This is a genomic window from Sphingomonas sp. SL1004 (assembly GCF_057815015.1).
In genome coordinates, this window is record NZ_JBYMUX010000001.1 from 131420 (window position 1) to 149920 (window position 18501).

Annotated in this window: 18 protein-coding genes and 1 tRNA gene; 7 read left to right on the plus strand and 12 right to left on the minus strand. The window is 65.0% G+C overall.

From position 1 onward, the window contains the following. Position 1 precedes the first annotated feature (1 nt). The 4 genes from AC3D24_RS00665 to AC3D24_RS00680 are packed head-to-tail and all read right to left on the minus strand — an operon-like array spanning position 2 to position 3751. A complete protein-coding gene (locus AC3D24_RS00665; protein WP_489027297.1) occupies positions 2 to 901 on the minus strand; it encodes a 5'-methylthioadenosine/S-adenosylhomocysteine nucleosidase in 900 nt (299 codons plus the stop codon). After that, positions 898 to 2232, minus strand: a complete 1335-nt coding sequence (locus tag AC3D24_RS00670) for an NCS2 family permease (RefSeq protein WP_489027299.1) — start codon at positions 2230 to 2232, stop codon at positions 898 to 900. The genes AC3D24_RS00665 and AC3D24_RS00670 overlap by 4 nt, the downstream gene beginning before the upstream one ends. Further along, positions 2229 to 3566 (minus strand): AtzE family amidohydrolase, encoded by a 1338-nt coding sequence (locus tag AC3D24_RS00675; RefSeq protein ID WP_489027301.1) that lies wholly within the window; start codon positions 3564 to 3566, stop codon positions 2229 to 2231. The genes AC3D24_RS00670 and AC3D24_RS00675 overlap by 4 nt, the downstream gene beginning before the upstream one ends. After that, positions 3563 to 3751, minus strand: coding sequence for a hypothetical protein (locus AC3D24_RS00680; RefSeq protein ID WP_489027303.1), 189 nt, complete (start codon positions 3749 to 3751; stop codon positions 3563 to 3565). Before AC3D24_RS00680 ends, AC3D24_RS00675 begins: the two co-directional genes overlap by 4 nt. Before the next feature lie 348 nt (positions 3752 to 4099). Between AC3D24_RS00680 and AC3D24_RS00685 the strand changes: the two genes are divergently transcribed. Beyond that, complete coding sequence (locus tag AC3D24_RS00685; protein ID WP_489027305.1) at positions 4100 to 4381, plus strand: CsbD family protein; 282 nt, start codon at positions 4100 to 4102, stop codon at positions 4379 to 4381. Positions 4382 to 4446: 65 nt separating this feature from the next. Here the strand turns inward: AC3D24_RS00685 and AC3D24_RS00690 are convergent, their stop codons facing one another. From AC3D24_RS00690 to AC3D24_RS00715, 6 genes are all read right to left on the minus strand, one after another. Next, positions 4447 to 5184 carry an alpha/beta hydrolase gene (locus AC3D24_RS00690; RefSeq protein ID WP_489027307.1) on the minus strand — a complete coding sequence of 246 codons (738 nt, stop codon included), beginning with the start codon at positions 5182 to 5184 and terminating at the stop codon, positions 4447 to 4449. A 21-nt stretch (positions 5185 to 5205) separates the two neighbouring features. Next, the gene (locus tag AC3D24_RS00695; protein ID WP_489027309.1) at positions 5206 to 6018 is read right to left on the minus strand and encodes a rhamnogalacturonan acetylesterase; all 813 of its coding nucleotides are present in this window, start codon (positions 6016 to 6018) and stop codon (positions 5206 to 5208) included. Continuing rightward, positions 6015 to 7640: a family 43 glycosylhydrolase gene (locus AC3D24_RS00700; protein ID WP_489027311.1), complete on the minus strand. Its 1626-nt coding sequence runs from the start codon at positions 7638 to 7640 to the stop codon at positions 6015 to 6017. The genes AC3D24_RS00695 and AC3D24_RS00700 overlap by 4 nt, the downstream gene beginning before the upstream one ends. Before the next feature lie 117 nt (positions 7641 to 7757). Continuing rightward, a complete protein-coding gene (locus AC3D24_RS00705; RefSeq protein WP_489027312.1) occupies positions 7758 to 8432 on the minus strand; it encodes a PAS domain S-box protein in 675 nt (224 codons plus the stop codon). Positions 8433 to 8718: 286 nt separating this feature from the next. Next, a complete protein-coding gene (locus AC3D24_RS00710) occupies positions 8719 to 9078 on the minus strand; it encodes a hypothetical protein (protein ID WP_489027314.1) in 360 nt (119 codons plus the stop codon). Positions 9079 to 9138: 60 nt separating this feature from the next. Continuing rightward, a complete protein-coding gene (locus AC3D24_RS00715; protein ID WP_489027315.1) occupies positions 9139 to 9282 on the minus strand; it encodes a hypothetical protein in 144 nt (47 codons plus the stop codon). Between the two features lie 235 nt (positions 9283 to 9517). Between AC3D24_RS00715 and AC3D24_RS00720 the strand changes: the two genes are divergently transcribed. The 6 genes from AC3D24_RS00720 (at position 9518) to AC3D24_RS00745 (ending at position 17760) form a co-directional block, all read left to right on the plus strand. Continuing rightward, the gene (locus tag AC3D24_RS00720; RefSeq protein ID WP_489027317.1) at positions 9518 to 9982 is read left to right on the plus strand and encodes a GAF domain-containing protein; all 465 of its coding nucleotides are present in this window, start codon (positions 9518 to 9520) and stop codon (positions 9980 to 9982) included. 141 nt (positions 9983 to 10123) lie between these two features. Continuing rightward, positions 10124 to 10645 (plus strand): 2Fe-2S iron-sulfur cluster-binding protein, encoded by a 522-nt coding sequence (locus AC3D24_RS00725; protein ID WP_489027319.1) that lies wholly within the window; start codon positions 10124 to 10126, stop codon positions 10643 to 10645. Then, positions 10642 to 11628, plus strand: a complete 987-nt coding sequence (locus tag AC3D24_RS00730) for an FAD binding domain-containing protein (RefSeq protein WP_489027321.1) — start codon at positions 10642 to 10644, stop codon at positions 11626 to 11628. The genes AC3D24_RS00725 and AC3D24_RS00730 overlap by 4 nt, the downstream gene beginning before the upstream one ends. Then, positions 11625 to 13961 carry a xanthine dehydrogenase family protein molybdopterin-binding subunit gene (locus tag AC3D24_RS00735; protein WP_489027322.1) on the plus strand — a complete coding sequence of 779 codons (2337 nt, stop codon included), beginning with the start codon at positions 11625 to 11627 and terminating at the stop codon, positions 13959 to 13961. Before AC3D24_RS00730 ends, AC3D24_RS00735 begins: the two co-directional genes overlap by 4 nt. Before the next feature lie 84 nt (positions 13962 to 14045). After that, positions 14046 to 15173 (plus strand): nucleoside hydrolase, encoded by a 1128-nt coding sequence (locus AC3D24_RS00740; protein ID WP_489027323.1) that lies wholly within the window; start codon positions 14046 to 14048, stop codon positions 15171 to 15173. A 325-nt stretch (positions 15174 to 15498) separates the two neighbouring features. Next, on the plus strand, positions 15499 to 17760 hold the full coding sequence (locus AC3D24_RS00745; protein ID WP_489027325.1) for a TonB-dependent receptor: 2262 nt from the start codon (positions 15499 to 15501) through the stop codon (positions 17758 to 17760). A 51-nt stretch (positions 17761 to 17811) separates the two neighbouring features. On the opposite strand, the gene AC3D24_RS00750 is transcribed toward AC3D24_RS00745, so the two are convergent. Together AC3D24_RS00750 and AC3D24_RS00755 are read right to left on the minus strand one after the other, a co-directional pair. Beyond that, positions 17812 to 18267 (minus strand): DUF3617 domain-containing protein, encoded by a 456-nt coding sequence (locus AC3D24_RS00750; RefSeq protein ID WP_489027327.1) that lies wholly within the window; start codon positions 18265 to 18267, stop codon positions 17812 to 17814. Positions 18268 to 18414: 147 nt separating this feature from the next. Then, positions 18415 to 18489: transfer RNA gene (locus AC3D24_RS00755), tRNA-Asn, on the minus strand. Positions 18490 to 18501 lie beyond the last annotated feature (12 nt).

Genomic DNA, 18501 nt, shown 5'->3' on the forward strand with positions numbered 1-18501 from the left:
CTCAGTTCGGCAACGCTGCGACGAATGCGCGGACGACATCGGCGGAATTCGAGGCGGCCAGCGTCATGAACACCGTCATCTGGTTTGCGCCTGCGTCGCCGCCGGCGAGGTCCGAGAGACTTCGGAAGACGATCACCGGAACGGCGTTGGCATAGGCGACCTGGGCAACGGCGGCGCTCTCCATATCGAGAACGTCCGCCTTGTACGCGGTCGTGAGGTAGGTGCGGAACTCGGCGTTGTCGGCGTAGACGCTGGCGCTGACGCCCATGCCGCCGACGACGATCTTGGGTGTCTCGGCAAGGCAACTCTGCTCGGTCACGCATCGGCGCAGCGTCACGCCGGTGGCGACCGTACGCGCCAGGGCCAGCAAGCTCGCGTCGATGGGGAAGTCGTAGTGGCGCTTGGCGGGCTCCGCGGCATTGCCGACGTTGACGCCGCGTGGAAACATCATCCCGTAACTCGTTGGTGCAGCTGGATCGAGCGGCTCGGGCGGCGTCCAGCCTTCGCCGGCTTTCCGTGCAAACGAGACTTCGAGGTACTGCGCCCAATGCTCGGGCACGACGACGTCGCCGATCGACAAGGCTGGATCGACACCGCCGGCGATGCCCGAGAACACGATCCGCCGCACCGTAAAGCGATCGAGCACGAGCTGCGTATTCATCGCCGCATTCACCATGCTGACGCCGCTCTGCATGAGCAGCACCGGCTTGCCCGCCATAGTGCCGGTCAGGAACGTCAGGCCGTTGATCCTGTACGTCTTCGGCCGCTCGATCGAATGCGCGAGCGACTCCCATTCGGGCGCAAACGCGGTCATCACGACGGTGCGCGGCGTCCGGTCGAGCGGCTGCGCAACCGCGGGCGTGGCGATGATCGCGAGCAGGGCGAGGCAGAGTATCTTCATGCGCCGGCACTCATCCAGACGAAGCGGACTACGAACAGGCCGGCGAGCAGGAACAGGAACCAGTCCTTGCGCTCCGCCTGTCCGCGCAGCAGTTTCAGCGCCGCATGGGCGGTAATCCCGAAGGCGAGGCCGTTGGCGATCGAGAAGGTCAGCGGGATCAGCGCCACGGTCAGGAACGCGGGGATCGCGGCCTGCGGATCCTCCCACTGGACCTCGGTCAGCGGCAACAGCATCAGCCCGCCGACGATGATCAGCGCGGGCGCGGTCGCCGCCAGCGGCACGATCTGCGCATAGGGCGCGACGAACATCGTCAGCAGGAACAGCACGCCCGTGACGATCGCCGTCAGCCCGGTGCGCCCGCCCTCCTGCACGCCTGCCGCGCTCTCGACATAGCTGGTGACGGTGCTGGTGCCCGCGATCGAGCCGACGATCGTCGCTGCGGCATCCGCCATCAGGATGCGGTTCAGGCCGGGGATGCGTCCTGCGGCATCCATGAGTCCGGCGCGCTTGGTGACCGCGACCAGCGTGCCGATATTGTCGAACAGGTCGACGAACAGGAACACGAACAGGATTTCGAGCAGGCCGAGCCCGTGTTTGCCGCTCAGGCCGAACACACCGGGCAGGTCGAGCGCGAACGCGGTGCCGGTCAGGGCGGACAGGCTGTAGGGCGCTGGCGTCACCGTGACCTGACCGAAGACCCAGGCGACCAAGGTCGTCGCGACGATCCCGATCAGCATCGCGCCGCGCACCTTCCAGACGCTGAGCGTCGCGATCAGGAGCAGGCCGAACAGCGCGAGGGCGGCGCCGGGCGCCTTGAGGTCGCCGAGCGCCACGAAGGTGGCAGGGTTGGCGACGACGATACCGGCGTTCTTCAAGCCGATGAAGCCAATGAACAGGCCGATCCCGCCCGCTACAGCTGCGAACAGGTGCATCGGGATCACCGCGACGATCAACTGCCGCACGCCGGTGAGCGTCAGGATCAGGAACGCGACGCCGGAGATGAAGACGCAGCCGAGCGCGACCGGCCACGGTACGCCCATCTGCTGGACGACCGTGAAGCTGAAATACGCGTTCAGTCCCATGCCCGGCGCGAGCGCGAGCGGCGTGTTGGCGACGAAGCCCATCAGGATCGACCCGAACGCGGCGGCAAAGCAGGTCGCGGCGGCAACGGAGGCGATCGGCATCCCGGCCTGGCCGAGGATCGCCGGGTTGACGAGTACGATGTACGCCATCGTCAGGAAGGTGGTGAAGCCCGCGAGCACTTCGGTTCGCGCCGAGGTGCCGCGTTCGGTGAGCGCGAAATATCGGTCGAGCCGGCTTGCCGTCGTCATGTCTCTATCCCCCGATAGTCAGGTGGCGGAGACGTTCCGATCAAACCCTGGTCCTCCAGCATGGCCGCGAATGCGAACAGCGTCGACTCCCCGTTCGGTCGCCCGATCAGTTGAAGCCCGAGTGGCAGGCGGCCGGGCCTCTTCAAGGGCACGGACAGCGAGGGCAGGCCGGTGAAGCTGATCGGCTGCGTATGGATGCCGAGATCCGAGCGTGCGGGCTTGAGCATGCCGTCGATCATGATGCGCGAATCCGCGATCGGTGGCGCTACGCACGGCGTCGCGGGCGCAAGCAGTACGTCATACTCGGCGACAAGATCGATGATCCTGGCCTTGAAATCGTGGCGAAATTCCTGGGCGGCTTCGTAGAGCGCGCGGGGAATCAGGGCGCCGGCGATCAACCGATCGCGCGTTGCCGGATCGAACGTCATCGCGGCCTCGGCCAGCGCGGCGCGGTGCAGCGTGCCGCCTTCGTACGCGGTAATCAGGAACGCTGCGGACCGGGCTCGGGCGATGTCGGGCAGGTCGAGGATAGGCGCATCGGGTGCGATCGTGGCGATGGCCGCAAGCTGATCGGGATCGGCATTTTCCAGAAAGCGACCGCCGAGTTGGGCGACGCGGCATGATCGGTCCTGGCTGTCCTGGGGAACTGCACCGCGCAACACGTGCCAGATGCAGTGCAGGTCCGCGATCGACGTAGCGAACGGGCCGATGTCGTCGAAGCTCTCGGCGAATGGGAAGACGCCGGCCATCGGCAGGGCGTCGTGCGTGGGTTTCAGGCCGTAGATACCGGTCAGGCTGGCGGGTACGCGGATCGAACCGTTGGTATCGGATCCGAGCGCGAACGGCAGCACGCCCGCCGCGACGATCGCTGCCGAGCCGCCCGACGACCCTCCCGCCAGCCGATCCAGGTCATGCGGATTGCGGGTCGTGCCGTGACGCGCGTTGATCGTCGCGAAACCATAGGCGAACTCGTCCATGTTGAGCGGCGCAACGAGAATGGCTCCCGCCTCGCGAAGGCGCCGGATGGCTTCGGCATCGGCCGGCGCGGGCGGCGCATCGGCGTAGATCGTCGAGCCGGCCGTGGTCGACAGGCCGACGATGTCGAACAGATCCTTCACCCCGTATGGCACGCCCGCTAGCGGCCCGGGATCACGTCCTTGCGCAACCACGGCATCGACGAGCCTTGCCTCGAGACGGGCGCGATCGGCCAGGACGCGCGTAACCGCGCACAAGGGTTTGGCGGCATCCAGTGCGATCAGGCAGCGTTCGATGACCTCGGTCGCGGTGACGCGTCCTGATCGAACATCGCCTGCGATCGCCAGCGCCTGGATCACGCGTCGTCTCGCGGCTGTCGGCCGAGCAGGATGTCGGCATGGCCGTCGAGCAGCGCGAGGTTCGCGACGACGCCGGGCATGCAAGCGTCGGGAATGCCGAGCCCGAGCGTGCTAGCGGAAGCAACGATCTCGCCCTCAAGACGCGGAATAGCGGGGGCGGTACGATCGACTGGAGACAGACTCATCGAACCCTCACATTTTCGGAACGTTCGCCGTGGGGTCTGGAAATCATGTCTACCAAGAAATGAGGGCTTCGGCGCGCTACGAACCGGATCATGCCCTGACGTTAGTGACCGATCCAATGCAATGATACGCATCACGCGTTGCAGAAAACTGCACACTCGGGATGCCAACGCTGATCGATATCGAGCAGTTATCGGGCGTCGGGGCTCGAAAATCGCGCCGTTAACTCGACATGCTTCGATCGTATCGCCGGATCGAATGCGGATGGCATCAATATCTGGACCCATATCCGATGATGATCGTTTCGGTCCCGGAGCATCCATGGCGGGTGCGTAATTGGAGTAGGCGCAGTGAACACGACGACATTGAAGGGCGAAGGCCAGGACATCGGTGGAAATCTGAAGGAAGCCGTCGGCAACGTGACCGGCAACACGTCGTTGCAGAGCGAAGGCGTCGCCGACCAGATCGCCGGCAATGCCAAGCAGCTCGCCGGTGCAGCAAAGGACGTCCTGGCCAATCCCGGACCGACGATCGAGAAGGCCAAGGGTTTCGCGCAGGCGCGTCCGTGGGCGACCGCAGCCTTGGCCGGCGTGATCGGTCTCGCGGTGCTCAACACGCTGCGCGGCAAGTAAGCTCTTGCGGTCTGCTCCACCAATCGACTGGTGGAGCAGACCGGCACTGCTTTCAGACGCACGGATTACCGTGGCTGAATGGCGGTAGTAGCGTCGGTAGATGGCTGAACGGTTTTGACGTGTGAGGCACCGACGACCAGCGGCAGCAGCGCGATCAACTGCGCTTCTTCGGCAGTACGCGGTGGGCGACGGTTGGTTGGACCTTCATCGATCGCGGTGTCCGGCCCAGTCAGACCTCCCGTTTCGAACAGATGACTTCCCCAACCATCGGCAAGTGCCATCAGCCGGTTCATGAACGGATAGCCTGCGCTGGCGACGATCGACGGAAACGGCAACCGTGTCGACGGCCCCAACCGGGCGGCGGCAGCAATAGCATCCTGGCCGAACCCGATATTGAGCGGCGACAGAAATGCTGCGCCGCGGATCGATTGGAGATAGCTGCGGGGCGATAGTTGCGCCCACCACGCGACCGCGAGGCATGCCACGCCTTGTGCGACGATGACTGCGGGCTCCCGTCGACGCGCGAAGACAGAATCCAGCTGCAACGCCCAGCGACCGCTTTGGAATTTTGAGAGGTCCAGCGCGACCTGCGGTCCCGTCGGGACGAGCGGCGGATCGCCGTCGACCGTGATGATCACGGCATGCTGCGGGTCGATCGAGGCGTAACCGTCGGTCATGGCAACTCTCCCAGCGTCGATGCGCAGATCGGACAGCCCGGTGGACTGGCCGAATCGATACCGCGGATCGATTGGGACGAGGATATTCCTACTCTCACGATAGGCAATGGGGTTGCGTTCGATCACCGATCGGACGCGGCGAACGGTCTATCGGTCGAACAGCAGCGGCCGGGTGTCCGGCACAGCCGTCGCCAATCCCCGTGCGACCATCGTCGCGAAATAGTCCGCGCCCTTGCGACCCAGATGCGTGCGGTCGAACGCGAGCTTACGATGCGCGAAGGGCTGATCGTCGGTTTCCCTGGATGGTGCGGTCGGGGGCGCGCCGGTCGGGGGCGCGCCTTTCGGCAACTGTGCGAGCGTGTCCGCCTCGACCTCGCCCATCGCCTCGATGGCCGCGCTACTGGTGGCGTTCAGATCGACCAGCGGGACGTTCATCGCCCGTGCCACTCCGCGGATCGATGCTGCCCAGGGTTCGAGATCGCGCACCAGCTTGCCGGCGACGAACATGCGTCGGGTGAGCGGCGTCAGCAGCACGGGAATCGCGCCAGCCGCACGAGCCTCGACGATATAGCGACGCAGGTTGGCGGGAAACTCGGTCGCGAGATCGGTCGACCGCCCCGGCTTTCCCGGCTGGTCGTTATGCCCGAACTGGATCAGCACCCAGGTCCTGACGAACCCGGGCGTCCGCATCTCGGCGAGCGCGAGCGGCCAGGATCCCTCGGCGATGTAGCTGCCCGAACTACGACCGCCGCGGGCCAGGTTCACGCAGGCGACGAACGAGGTGACATGGTCCGCGCAGAACGCGCCGCCCCAACCGCCGGCGACTGCGGTGGTGGAATCGCCGACCAGGACGATCTTCGACGCCTGGATCGGCTTCACCTCGGGCGTGGTCGCGGGTGGGGCTGGGGGCGAAACCGCCTGGAGCGCGACGCCGGCGAGCATTGCGATGGCCGGGTTCATCGTCGCAAGGCCTTGAACTGAAAATCGCGGAAGCGCGCTTCGCCGGTGCCGGCCGAGTACAGGCCGGGACGCAACATCAGGAAACCGCCGCGGACATTGTGGTGATAGCCCGACACCTCCATGCCGCGGTCGAAGCGTTGCCAGGTCTTACCGTCATCGGTGCTGGTGTGGATCGCGACGATATGACGCGTGTTGGTGATCCGGATCCGCATGCGCCGGCCATGAGGATTGGCGGGGCGCCCACGCTCGTTGCCATATTGATGCGTGACGAAGCGCTTCTCGTCGAAGCCCAATCCGCAATAGAGCTTGTCGTCGTAGAACAGCACGATCCCCGCGGTGCCGCCGGCCGTAATCTCGATATCGCACTCGAACCGGTAGGACTGGTCACCCGCGATCAGCATCAGCGGCGAGGAGTCGACGGGTGCCGTGCCGCTCGCCTTCATGATCAACGTGCCGTTCTCGACCCGTACACGGCGGTTTTCGGTCGGGCTCGGCCGGAAGAAATTCCATTTGCTGCCGAGTTGCAGCGTGCGAAAATCGTCCGAGAGCGGTTGGCCATGCGGAAGCTTCGTGCCGCCGCGCGGTTTTGCGAGCGGTTTGGACAGGTCGCCGCCGGTCATTGCGAACCAGCCGTCCGCGGTCCAGCGGATCGGATCGAGCAGCGCCTGGCGACCGAGCGTCCAATAGCCGTTCTCGAAGCCGTGATAGACCGACCACCAGCTGCCGTCGGGTGCTTCAACGAGGCTGGCGTGGCCGCGCGACCACCATTTCTCGTCGGTGCTGACCGTCCTGACCACCGGGTTTGCGGGATCGTTCGTCCAGGGGCCGTGAATCGAGCGCGATCGAGCGACGATCACCATGTGCCCGGTCGGCGGCCCCGCGGTGCCACCGACCGCGGTGATCATGTAGAACCAGCCGCCGTGGCGGACGATCTTGGGCCCCTCCGGGCTGAACCCCTCGACGTCCCAAGTGTCGGGATAGCGCCACGGATCATAGACATGCTCGATCTTGCCCACCGTCGACAGCCCGTCATCGGCAAGCCGGATCCGGTCGCCGCCCGACAGGAACAGCCAGCGCGATCCGTCTTCGCCGATCGCATGGCAGGGATCGATATGATCGGGCAGCTTGAGATCGACCGGGTCGGACCATGGTCCGTCGATATGGTCGGCCCAGATGACGTAGGTGGTGTTCGGGCTGGCCTTGACGGGGATGTAGAGGAAATAGCGGCCTTTGTACTTTTCGAGGCTGACCGCCCAGACCGAGCCGATATTGCGCGTCAGCGCCGCCCTGCGCGGTTGCCAGTTCACGAGATCGCGGCTGTGCCAGATCGTCAGCCCCGGATAGGAATCAAAGCTGGAGAAGGTCATGTAATAGTCCGCGCCGTCCTTCAGGATGGCGGGATCGGGATGGTCGCCGGCGATCAGCGGGTTGAGGAACGTGCCGTCTCCCAGATCGGCCATGCGCTGGCCGTCGAAGCCGGGTTTCCAGTCGTCGGCGAAGGGTTGCACGCAGGAGGCAGGGGCAGGGGCAGGGGCAGGGGCGGCGGCCGCCACCGGCGGTACCAGCGCGGCGGCGCTGCCGACAAGAGCAAACCCGAAGGCGTCGCGACGCGTATAGTCCATACTGGTCCTGCTCCCGATCCGTGGCCTATCGCCATCACTTCAGATTGGTAGCGATACCATTGACACCGGTTACCCTGCAAGTCTCCAGCGCGTTTTGTTTGCCAGTGCCGCGACTATTCAGGTGTTATCGGCGCCTTCCAGCGTGTCGAGCGGTTGCAGCATCGCGCCCAGAATCCGTTCCATCTTGGTAAGTCCGGCGTGCGTGAACTGCACGGCATCCGCACCATCTGCGACCGTCTGGATCAGGCCGCGCTGTTCGAGCACCTTCACCCAGCGCATCGCGGTCGACGCGTTCAGATCCGTCGATTCCGACAGTTGGTCGACGGCAACGATCCGACCCTCGGCTTCGGCGAGGTAGATGTGGATCATGATTTCGCTGACATAATCCGAGCAGATATCGATCCCGAGTTCCAGTTTCCGGATGCCCGCGACATGCTTCACGTGCAGCGCCGCCTGCCACAGGCGACCCGGCGAACATTCGGTTTCGCGGCGCCGGCCCCAGGACAGGGTGCTGATCAGCCGGTTGGCATTCGAGAACAGCGACACGAGCAGATGAACGTGGACAGTTTCCCCATCGGTGCGACGATACCGCTTTTCCAGGCTGATCGGCGGTGCACGATCTTCCAACGCGTTCAACATGGCGACACTTTTCGCAATATCGTCAGGATGCGTGATAGATCGAAACGACTCTCCGACGAGATTGGCCTCATCTATCTGCAATAGCTCGCAAAAGCTCTTGTCGACAGCGATAATGATGCCGTCGGTCGTCGAAACGCAATGGGCCGTCGGCATAGCGCCCCTATCAAATGACTATTACCAGAGAATAATCTATGTTTTGTCTATAATGAAGTCGGTATGAGGTCTATGTCCATCTAATTCGACGAAATCTTATCGCAGGGGGCAAGCACGCCGGGCGAGACGGGACGTCGGGCCAACCGCGCACAGGCGGCGTCTACAGATTTGGCGTCGGGGATAAGAGATGACCATGGCGGGCGGGGCGCGCCTCGGGAGCGATCGGTCGGCCGAACACACGGCGCCCCTCGATGGCTTTGCCCATCCGAACTGCCTTTCGATATCGTCAGACTTTGGCGGTGTTCTCGTCGGCAACGGAGTCGTTGAACAGGTTCGCGACCTGCGTCAGATATTCGGCGAGTTCGGCGCGTGTCGTATCGGTCAGCGCCACGGTGCTACCAGTCTCGCGGATCAGTTTCTCGGACGACAGGTGCATCAGCCAGCGGATGCCGACATTGGCCGGCGCGCCACATTGTTCCACGACCTCCTTGCCCGTCAACGATCGGCCCTGTGCCTCTGCGATGAACAGGATGAGCAACGCGTTCCAGCCATGCTCGTCGAATATATCGCCCCGAAAATACTCCCATCGCAAGGCACGCATCTTCAAAAGACGCTGCGCAGTGTTGGCTTGCTCTTTGAGGTCCACTCTAACGCTCCAGGAAAACGGGTGGTGCCACGACGCCGGGCATCGACCGCAAATGGATCATCAATCTCTCGACAGCGCAAGCAGACGCTGCTCTGCCCAATGCACCGCCAGCGCGATGTGCGCGGCAAGATTATGCTCACCCGCGCCATCGGCCGCCGACAAGGCGACGTGCAACGTATCCAGTATCGCCGTCAGATTTTCCACGTCCGATCGACCGCGAGGAAGATTATGAGTCATGGCCTCAATGTAATTGGTCGATTATCGATGCAATAGTGACATTTCAGTCATTTCGCGCGGCACGTCATGAATTTCTACCAATTTCGCGATCGCTGATCGGAACGCAAGGCGCAAATCTTGACCTCATTCCGAGCCGCTTGGGTGCAATATGCGTCGCAAATCACATATGTGCCGTCAGGGCTTTGAATTGGGGGACACGATAATGCTCGACGATTTCGCCATCGAGGTGGCGCGTGACGGGGATAGCGAGGAGTTGCGGCGTATCTTGCAGGATGCGGCGGATTTGACGGGGATGGGGTTCGTCGCAGTTGCCCGCGTGACCGATACCCGCTGGGTCGCGTGCCAAGTGCTCGACCGGATCGACTTCGGTCTGTCGCCCGGGGACGAACTCGCGATCGCGACGACGATCTGCAACGACATCCGTCAATATGGCGAAGCGGTGGTGGTCGACGACGTTTCTGCGAACCCGGAATGGGTCACGCATCCGGCGCCTATCCTGTACGGCTTCAAGAGTTACGCGTCGTTCCCGATCATTCTCCCGAACGGAGCATTCTACGGTACGTTGTGCGCGATCGATCCGGATCGCCGCGAACTCTCGTCGGCGTCGATCGCCGCCGCGATGCGCGATTTCGCTGCCAAGGCCGCAGTCGTCCTGTCGCGCGAATGAGGCGTGAAAAATTTCTAATGATCTGAACGTACACAGCGCGTCTCTTCGCTTGGCAGACCCCCTAGGTCCTGATTATACCGATCGGTACTGAAATAAGGGTCGCCCGGTTCGTTTCGGCCGCGGGATCAGCAGGAGGTGGCGATGTCGATATTCATCAACGGATCCGCGGTGGCGGTGCCCGGCGATCCCCGTGTCTCGCTGCTCGACCTGTTACGCGAAGGGCTGCACCTGGCGGGCACGAAGAAGGGGTGCAACCAGGGCGCGTGCGGTGCGTGCACGGTTCTGGTCGATGGAGAGCGGATCGTCTCGTGCCTGGCGCTGGCGGTACAATATGACGGGCGGCAGGTCACGACGATCGAGGGGCTGGCGGACGGCGACACGTTGCACCCGCTACAACGCGCGTTCATCGAGCATGACGGGTTCCAGTGCGGCTATTGCACGCCCGGCCAGATCTGCTCCGCGATCGGCATGGCGGCCGAGGCGAAGCGCGGCGTGCCGAGCCATGTCAGCGCCGATCTGACCGCCGACGTCACGTTGACCCGCGAGGAATTGCAGGAGCGGATGAGCGGCAATCTGTGTCGCTGCGGCGCGCATAATGGGATCATCGACGCGATCCGCGAGACCCTGACGGCCGATACGGGCGCGGCGGAGATGGCGGCGTGACCCCCTTTACCTACGCGCGCGCCGAGGACGCGGCCGATGCTCTGAGGCTTGGGCAGGCAAATGCGTCTGCCTATCTCGGTGGCGGGACCAACCTGGTCGACCTGATCCGCGAGACGGTCGCGCAACCGGCGACGCTGATCGATGTCACCGGTTTGGCAACGACGATCGAGGAAACCGAAGGCGGCGGGCTGATGATCGGGGCGGCGGTCCGCAATACAGCGCTCGCCGAGCATCGCGCGGTGCGGGCGCGCTATCCGGTGCTGTCGCGCGCGATCCTGGCTGGGGCATCGGCGCAGATCAGGAACATGGCGACGGTCGGCGGCAACCTGCTCCAGCGGACGCGGTGCACCTATTTCTACGACACCGACGGTTCACGCTGCAACAAGCGCGCGCCGGGGTCGGGCTGCGACGCGATCGACGGCTTCACGCGGGGACACGCCATTCTCGGCGCGTCGGCGTCATGCGTCGCGACGCATCCGTCGGACATGTGCGTGGCGCTCGCCGCGCTGGATGCGACCGTGCATCTGCAGGGCAGGGGTGGCGCGCGGACGCTGCCGTTCGTCGAGCTTCACCGCTTGCCGGGCGATCACCCGGCGTTCGATACCGTGCTGGAGCCGGGCGAACTGATCACCGCGATCGAACTGCCGCCGCTGCCGTTCGCCGCCAATTCGACCTATCGGAAAGTGCGCGACCGGGCGAGCTATGCCTTTGCGCTGGTCTCGGTCGCGGCGGCGCTCGAGATCGAGGGCGGCCGGATCAAGGACGTTCGCATCGCGCTGGGCGGGGTGGCACACAAGCCGTGGCGGGCCTCGAAGGCGGAGGCGGTGTTGCGCGGCGGTCCGGCGACGGCGGCAGCGTTCCTCGACGCCGCGATCGCCGAGATGGCGGACGCCAGGGCGCTCGGCGGCAATGGCTTCAAGATCGAACTGACCAAGCGCACCCTCGTCGCCGTGCTCGGCGACCTTGCCGGAGCAGCAGCATGAGCATCGTCGATACGGTCAAGGAAACTACTCAAGGCCTGGTGCAGGGCGCGATGAGCAAGCTGGTGCCGCTCGCACCCGACAGCTGGATCCCCGGCGGGGTGCCCGATCCGCTGATCCGCCAGCAGCACGGGCTGATCGGCAAGTCGGTGTCGCGGCTCGACGGACCGCTGAAGGTGCGCGGCGCGGCGCAGTTCGCCGCCGAGGTTCCGCTGGAGGGCATGGTGTACGCTGCGCTCGCCTATGCGACGATCCCGCGCGGGCGGATCACGGCGATCGATACCGCGGCGGCCGAGGCTGCACCGGGCGTCGTGCTGGTGATGACCCACCTGAACGCGCCGCGGATGAACACGCCCGCAGTGTTCGGCTCGTCGCCGACCGCGGCAGGCCCGGCGGACCTCCCGGTCATGCAGGACGACCGCGTGCATTGGAACGGCCAGCCGATCGCCGTCGTGCTCGCGGAGACGCAGGAGCAGGCCGATCATGCGACATCGCTGATCGTGCCGAGCTATGCGGCCGAGCCGTCGACCACCTCGCTCGCCGATGCGAAGGCGGCGGGGCCGCAACCGGCGCTGTTCATGGGCCAGCCGCTCCTGAACGAGATCGGCGACGCGGATGCGATGCTGGCGGCGGCACCGCACAAGGTCGACAACGTCTATCGTACGCCACCGCACAACCACAACGCGATCGAGCCGCATGCCGCGACGATCGCGTGGGTCGGCGACCAGCTGATCGTCCACGACGCCAGCCAGCTCGTCACTGCGGAGGCGCAGACGATCGCCGACGTGTTCGACCTGAAGGCGGATCAGGTGCGCGTCACCTCGCCGTTCGTCGGCGGCGGGTTTGGCGGCAAGTGCCTGTGGGATCACCAGATCCTCGGTGCTGCCGCGGCCAGGCTGGTCCAGCGGCCGGTACGGATCACGCTGTCGCGCGAGGGCGTGTACCGGATCGTCGGTGGCCGCTCGCTGACCGAACAGCGGGTCGCGATCGGCGCGGATGCGGATGGGCGGTTCAAGGCGCTGGTGCACACCGGCATCGCCGCGATGACGCCGCACAACAACATGCCCGAGCCGTTCATCCTCGGCACCCGCGCCGGCTATGCCGCGGACAGCTTCAAGCTGTCGGTCGAGACCGTCACGATGAACATGCTCGCCAACACCTTCATGCGCGCGCCAGGCGAGGCGGTCGGCACCTTCGCGCTCGAATCCGCGATCGACGAACTTGCGATCGCGCTAGACATGGACCCGATCGCCCTCCGTATCCGCAACGAGCCGGACAAGGATCCGACCTCGGGCCTGCCATTCTCGTCGCGGCATATCGCCGAGGCGTGGCGCAGCGGTGCGGAACGGTTCGGCTGGAACGAGCGGAGCGCGACGCCGGGCACGCACCGCGAGGGCGAATGGCTGATCGGCATGGGCTGTGCGACCGGGACCTATCCCTATTACCGGATGCCCGGGGCGGCCGCACGGATCACGCTGAGCCGGGACGGGCACGCGGTGGTCGAGGTATCCGCGCAGGAGATGGGCATGGGGACCGCGACGACGACCGCGATGGTCGCTGCCGATCGACTGGGACTGCCGCTCGACCGCGTGTCGGTCGGCTATGGCGACTCGATCATTCCCGGCGCGATCCTGGCGGGCGGATCGCAGCAGACGGCCGCGATCGGTGCCGCGGTGATCGCCGCGCATCATGCGCTGGTCGCCGAACTGCTGAAGCTTGCGGGCAATGATTCGCCGCTTGCCGGTCTTTCGCCGGACGAGGTCGGCAGCGAGGACGGTGGCCTCGCCAAGCTCGACGATCCGACCCGGCGCGAAAGCTATGTCTCGATCCTGGAACGGGCGCAGCGCGAGACGCTGGTGGTCACGGAGGAGGCATCGCAGCCGCTCGAACTGATGCATTGGTCGATGCATTCGCACAGCGCGTTGTTCTGCGAGGTGCGCGTCAATGCGGTCACCGGCGAAACGCGGGTCAGCCGTTTCCTGGGCGCGTTCGACTGCGGTCGGATCCTTAATCCGAAGACAGCGCGCAGCCAGTTCCGCGGGGGGATCGTCATGGGCCTCGGCATGGCGCTGATGGAGGAGACGCAGTTCGACGAGCGCAACGGCCGCATCATGAACCCGAGCCTGGCCGAATATCACGTGCCGGTGCATCTCGACGTGCCCGAGATCGACGTGATCTGGACCGACATCGCCGATCCGCATACGCCGATGGGCGCGCATGGTGTTGGCGAGATCGGTATTACCGGCGTCGCGGCGGCCGTGGCCAACGCGGTCTACAACGCCACGGGGAAGCGGGTGCGGGACCTGCCGATCACGCTCGACAAGCTTTTGATCTGAACGCCTTTGCAATTGACCGGGAGGCGATTGGCACGGAGTATTGGCGGCAGGAGAGGCCGGTCCAATTTGCAGGATGAGCGCCCGATGTCGTTTCGTTTCATGTCCGCGGTGCGTCTTGCCGCGCTGTTCGTGCTTGCCGTACCGGTCGCGGCCTCGGCCAAGGAACGGTCGGCCAAGCGGCTCGTCCTGATCGACGACGACATCATCGGACTGAACGGCGTACCGACGCTGCTGCTTCAGGCGCCCGATGTCGAGGTGCTGGGGATTACGACCACCAGCGGGTCGGTGTGGCGCGATACCGCCACGGCCTATGCGCTGCGCACGGTCGAGATCCTCAAGCGGACCGATGTGCCGGTGGTGCCGGGCGCAACCTATCCGCTGCTCAACAGCCAGGAGGCGACCAAGCGCTGGGAGGGGATGTATGGCCGCCTCGTCTTCAAGGGGCCGTGGACCGATTACTGGCCGGGCGACACCAAACAGTCGCATCCGGGCGCGCCGTCGCCCGCGGTGGTACCGAACCTGCCGATCGGTAATCCGACCACCAAGCCATCGAGCGAGATCGCGGCGGCGTTCCTGGTCCGCATGGTGCGCGCGCATCCGCATCAGATCACGCTATTCGCGACCGGCCCGATGACCAACGTCGCGATCGCGCAGAGCCTCGACCCGAGCTTTGCGGCGAACGTGAAGGAACTCGTCTACATGGGCGGCAGCCTGAACCCGCAGCAGACGCTCGACACCGTGTCCGCAGAGCAGTTCGCACGCGAGTTCGCCAACACGCCGCGGCGCGAGTTCAACATCCGCTGGGATCCAGAGGCGGCGCGGATCATGGCGCATGGGGCTTGGCCGAAGGTGACGATGGTCCCGGTCGATCCGTCGACCGGGACGCAGTGGACGCGAGAGTTTCTCGACAGCCTGAAACCGGCGCATACCGCGCTGACCGACACGCTGCAGACCGGCCTCGAACCGGGCTTTCCGATGTGGGACGAGCTGGCGGCGATGGTCTGGCTGAATCCGGAGATCGTCACGCGCGCCGACACGGTGTATGTCGATTTCGAGACGAGCCAGACGGCGGCCTATGGCGACACGCTGTCCTGGACCGAGGATTATCGCCCGCATCTCGGCGAGCGCGCACAGACCGTCGTCCGCAGCGTCGACCGCACCAAGATGGAGGCGGCGATGCGCGCGCTCTACATGCGGCCGCTCAAGCGCTGAGCTCGACGTTGAACTTCGCAATCCCCCCCCCGCCAGGGGGAGGTGGCTGGCATTTGCCAGACGGAGGGGGAGGTAAGGGAAACCCTTGTTCCGTGTCCGCCCCCTCCGTCGCCTTCGGCGCCACCTCCCCCTGGCGGGGAGGATCGTTGGCGCTGAATGTCGATCCGATCCTAGTGGGGCAAAGATGTCGCGGTCCGTTGCAAAAGCGCAGCGCCGCGCCGTCCGGCTATTGCCGCGTGTTACGGGCGTGTTACCGTCCTGCTACGGATCCGGGTCACACGGATCGACGCTGGAGGGATGTTTGAAACCTTAGGGGGGAACATCCATGACTCGACCGACTGCGTCTACCATCGCCCGATTGCTCGCCGCGAGCGCGCCTCTGCTCCTCTTCGCCGTACCCGCCGCCGCGCAGGACCAGGCGCAGCCGACCGCATCCAACGACCAGGGTGTCGGCGAGATCGTCGTCACCGCGACCCGCCGCCAGGAATCGGCGAAGGATGTGCCGTTGGCGGTCACCGCGATCAGCGGCGAGAAGCTCGACGTGCTGAACTCGAGCGGCCTCGACATCCGCTTCCTCGCCGGCCGTACGCCGAGCCTCCAGGTCGAATCCTCCTTCGGTCGCACCTTCCCGCGCTTCTACATCCGCGGTCTCGGCAACACCGATTTCGATCCCAACGCCGCGCAGCCGGTGTCGGTCGTATATGACGACGTAGCGCTCGAGAGCCCGCTGCTTAAGTCGTTCCCGGTCTTCGATCTGCAGAGCGTCGAGGTTCTGCGCGGCCCGCAGGGCACGCTGTTCGGTCGCAACACGCCCGCCGGCGTCGTCAAGATCGATTCCGCCAAGCCCAACGCCGACAAGGCGTCTGGCTATGCGACCGGGTCCTGGGCGACCTACAACACGATCAACGCCGAGGCCGCGATCAACCTGCCGATCGGCAACGGCTTTGCCTTCCGCGCATCGGGCATCATCCAGTCGCGCGACGATTGGGTGACCAACGACTCCGCCACGGGCAATGCCGACCGCAAGCTTGAGGGCTATCGCGACGTCGCCGGCCGCTTCCAGCTCGGTTACACGAGCAGCGATTTCAACGCGTTGCTGAACGTCCATGTCCGCGATCTCGACGGTACCCCGCGCATCTTCCGCGCCGGTCTGTTCAAGCCGGGCACCAATGATTTCAACGCCGGGTTCGACCCGAAGCACGTCGCGCTCGACGGCTATACAAGCCAAAGCCTGACGCAATGGGGCACCAATTTGCGGCTCGACTATCATCTCGACGGGATCGGCACCTTCTATTCGGTGACCGCCTACGAGCAGGCGAAGGTCGAGAGCACCGGCGATATCGATGGCGGCAACAACTATACGTTCCTCGGCGGCACGCTGGGCGCACCCAGTGTCGGGCTGTTTCCGTCGAACACCGGCGGCGTCACCCGACCCAAGGAGTTCAGCCAGGAACTCCGTTACGCCAGCGAGGACATGAACGGCATCCGCCTGCAGGGCGGGCTGTATTACTTCCACCAGAAGCTGCAGTACCACGCCTACGACTATGCGTTCGGCGGCACGGGATCGCGCGCGACCGATCTCGACCAGGACATCTTCCACGACAACCGCAACGAGAATTACGGGGCGTTCGCGTCCATCGAGGCGAAGGCGACCGACAAGCTCACGCTGCGCGCGGGCGTCCGCTATTCGCATGATTACCGCAACGACCTGATCACCGCGCCGATCCCCGGCAGCGGCATCACCGACACGCTGCCCGCCCGCGCAGTGGTCCGCGCGTCGAACGTGACATGGGACGCCAGCGCGACCTATGAACTGACGCCGGCGATCAACGTCTATTCGCGGATCGCGACCGGCTATCAGGGGCCGGCGATCCAGGACCGCGTGACCTTCGGCAGCGTCCAGAGCACCGCGCCCAAGCAGACCACGATCTCGGGCGAGAGCGGCTTCAAGGGTACGCTGCTCGACCGGAAGGTGAACTTCTCGCTCGACGCCTATTGGTACAGCACGAAGGATCTGCAGATTACCGCGGTCGGCGGCAGCAGCAATTCGGCGCGGCTGATCAGCGCGGACAAGGCGATCGGCTACGGCGTCGAGGGCGAGTTCGAGGCGCGGCCGCTGCCCGAACTGTCGCTGACCGCGAGCGGCAGCTACAACTTCACCGAGATCCGCGATCGCAGCATCGGCGTCGGGATTTGCGCGACGTGCACCGTGCTGGATCCGATCGTCGGCGGGTTCGCGATGATCGATGGTAACGACCTGCCCCAGGCACCGCGCTGGATCGCCAACTGGACCGCACGCTACGGCATTCCGCTCGCCAATGGCGGCGAGATCTATGCCTATACCGACTGGGTCTACCGGAGCAGCATCAACTTCTTCCTGTACGACTCGGTCGAGTTCACCGGCAAGTCGTCGCTCGAAGGCGGCCTGAAGGCGGCGTACAAGTCACCGCAGGGCTATGAGATCGGCGCGTTCGTCCGCAACATCACCAACCAGTATCGCAGCATCAGCGCGATCGATTTCAACAACCTGACCGGCATGGTCAACGAACCGCGGATCATCGGCGGCCAGTTCAAGGTCGCGTTCTGATCGACCGCGGTACCGCTCGCCATAAGGCTGGCGAGCGGTACCGCGACGAGGCTATTTGCGGCAGGCGCCGGCGACGTGCGCCGCGGATTGATCGATGGTGATCGCCAGCGGTCCCTTGGGCGCCTGTCCTGCCATCTTCAGCCGTCCGACAAATCCGGTGGCGGAATAGGTGCCGGACCGCGTGACCTGCATCGGCCCGCCCTTCTTCTGCGGGCATGTAAGGGTCTGCGCATAGCGACCTCCGCCGATCTGCTGGCTGTCGATACGGCATTGCGCCTTGGGATCGGGCACCAGCAACGCCGCAATCCCGGTCTGCGCCGAGGCGGGCGCGACGCACTTGTATTCGGTCTTCGATCGTCCCTTCATCATCCGCAACAGGAAGCCCGGTGCCCCCGGTACGACCAAGTCGACCGCGGTGGAGACGATGTCCCACCGACCGGGCTGGATCGCCTGTGCAGCGGCGCCACCAGGGACGAGGATAACAAGGAAGAGGAGATACCTGCGCATCGCACTCCAGTGGAGCAGGGGGCAGCGGCCTGCAACCCGGTATGGACGAGACACTACCAACCCGAGAACAGGGCGAGAAGCTATCGAAGCGACGGGAGAATGGACAGGCAATCCGCTGTCGCGGCTGCAGCGCCGACCGCTGGAAAATGGCTCCCTGAGTAGGATTCGAACCTACGGCCACTCGATTAACAGTCGAGAGCTCTACCGCTGAGCTATCAGGGAACGTTGCCGGAG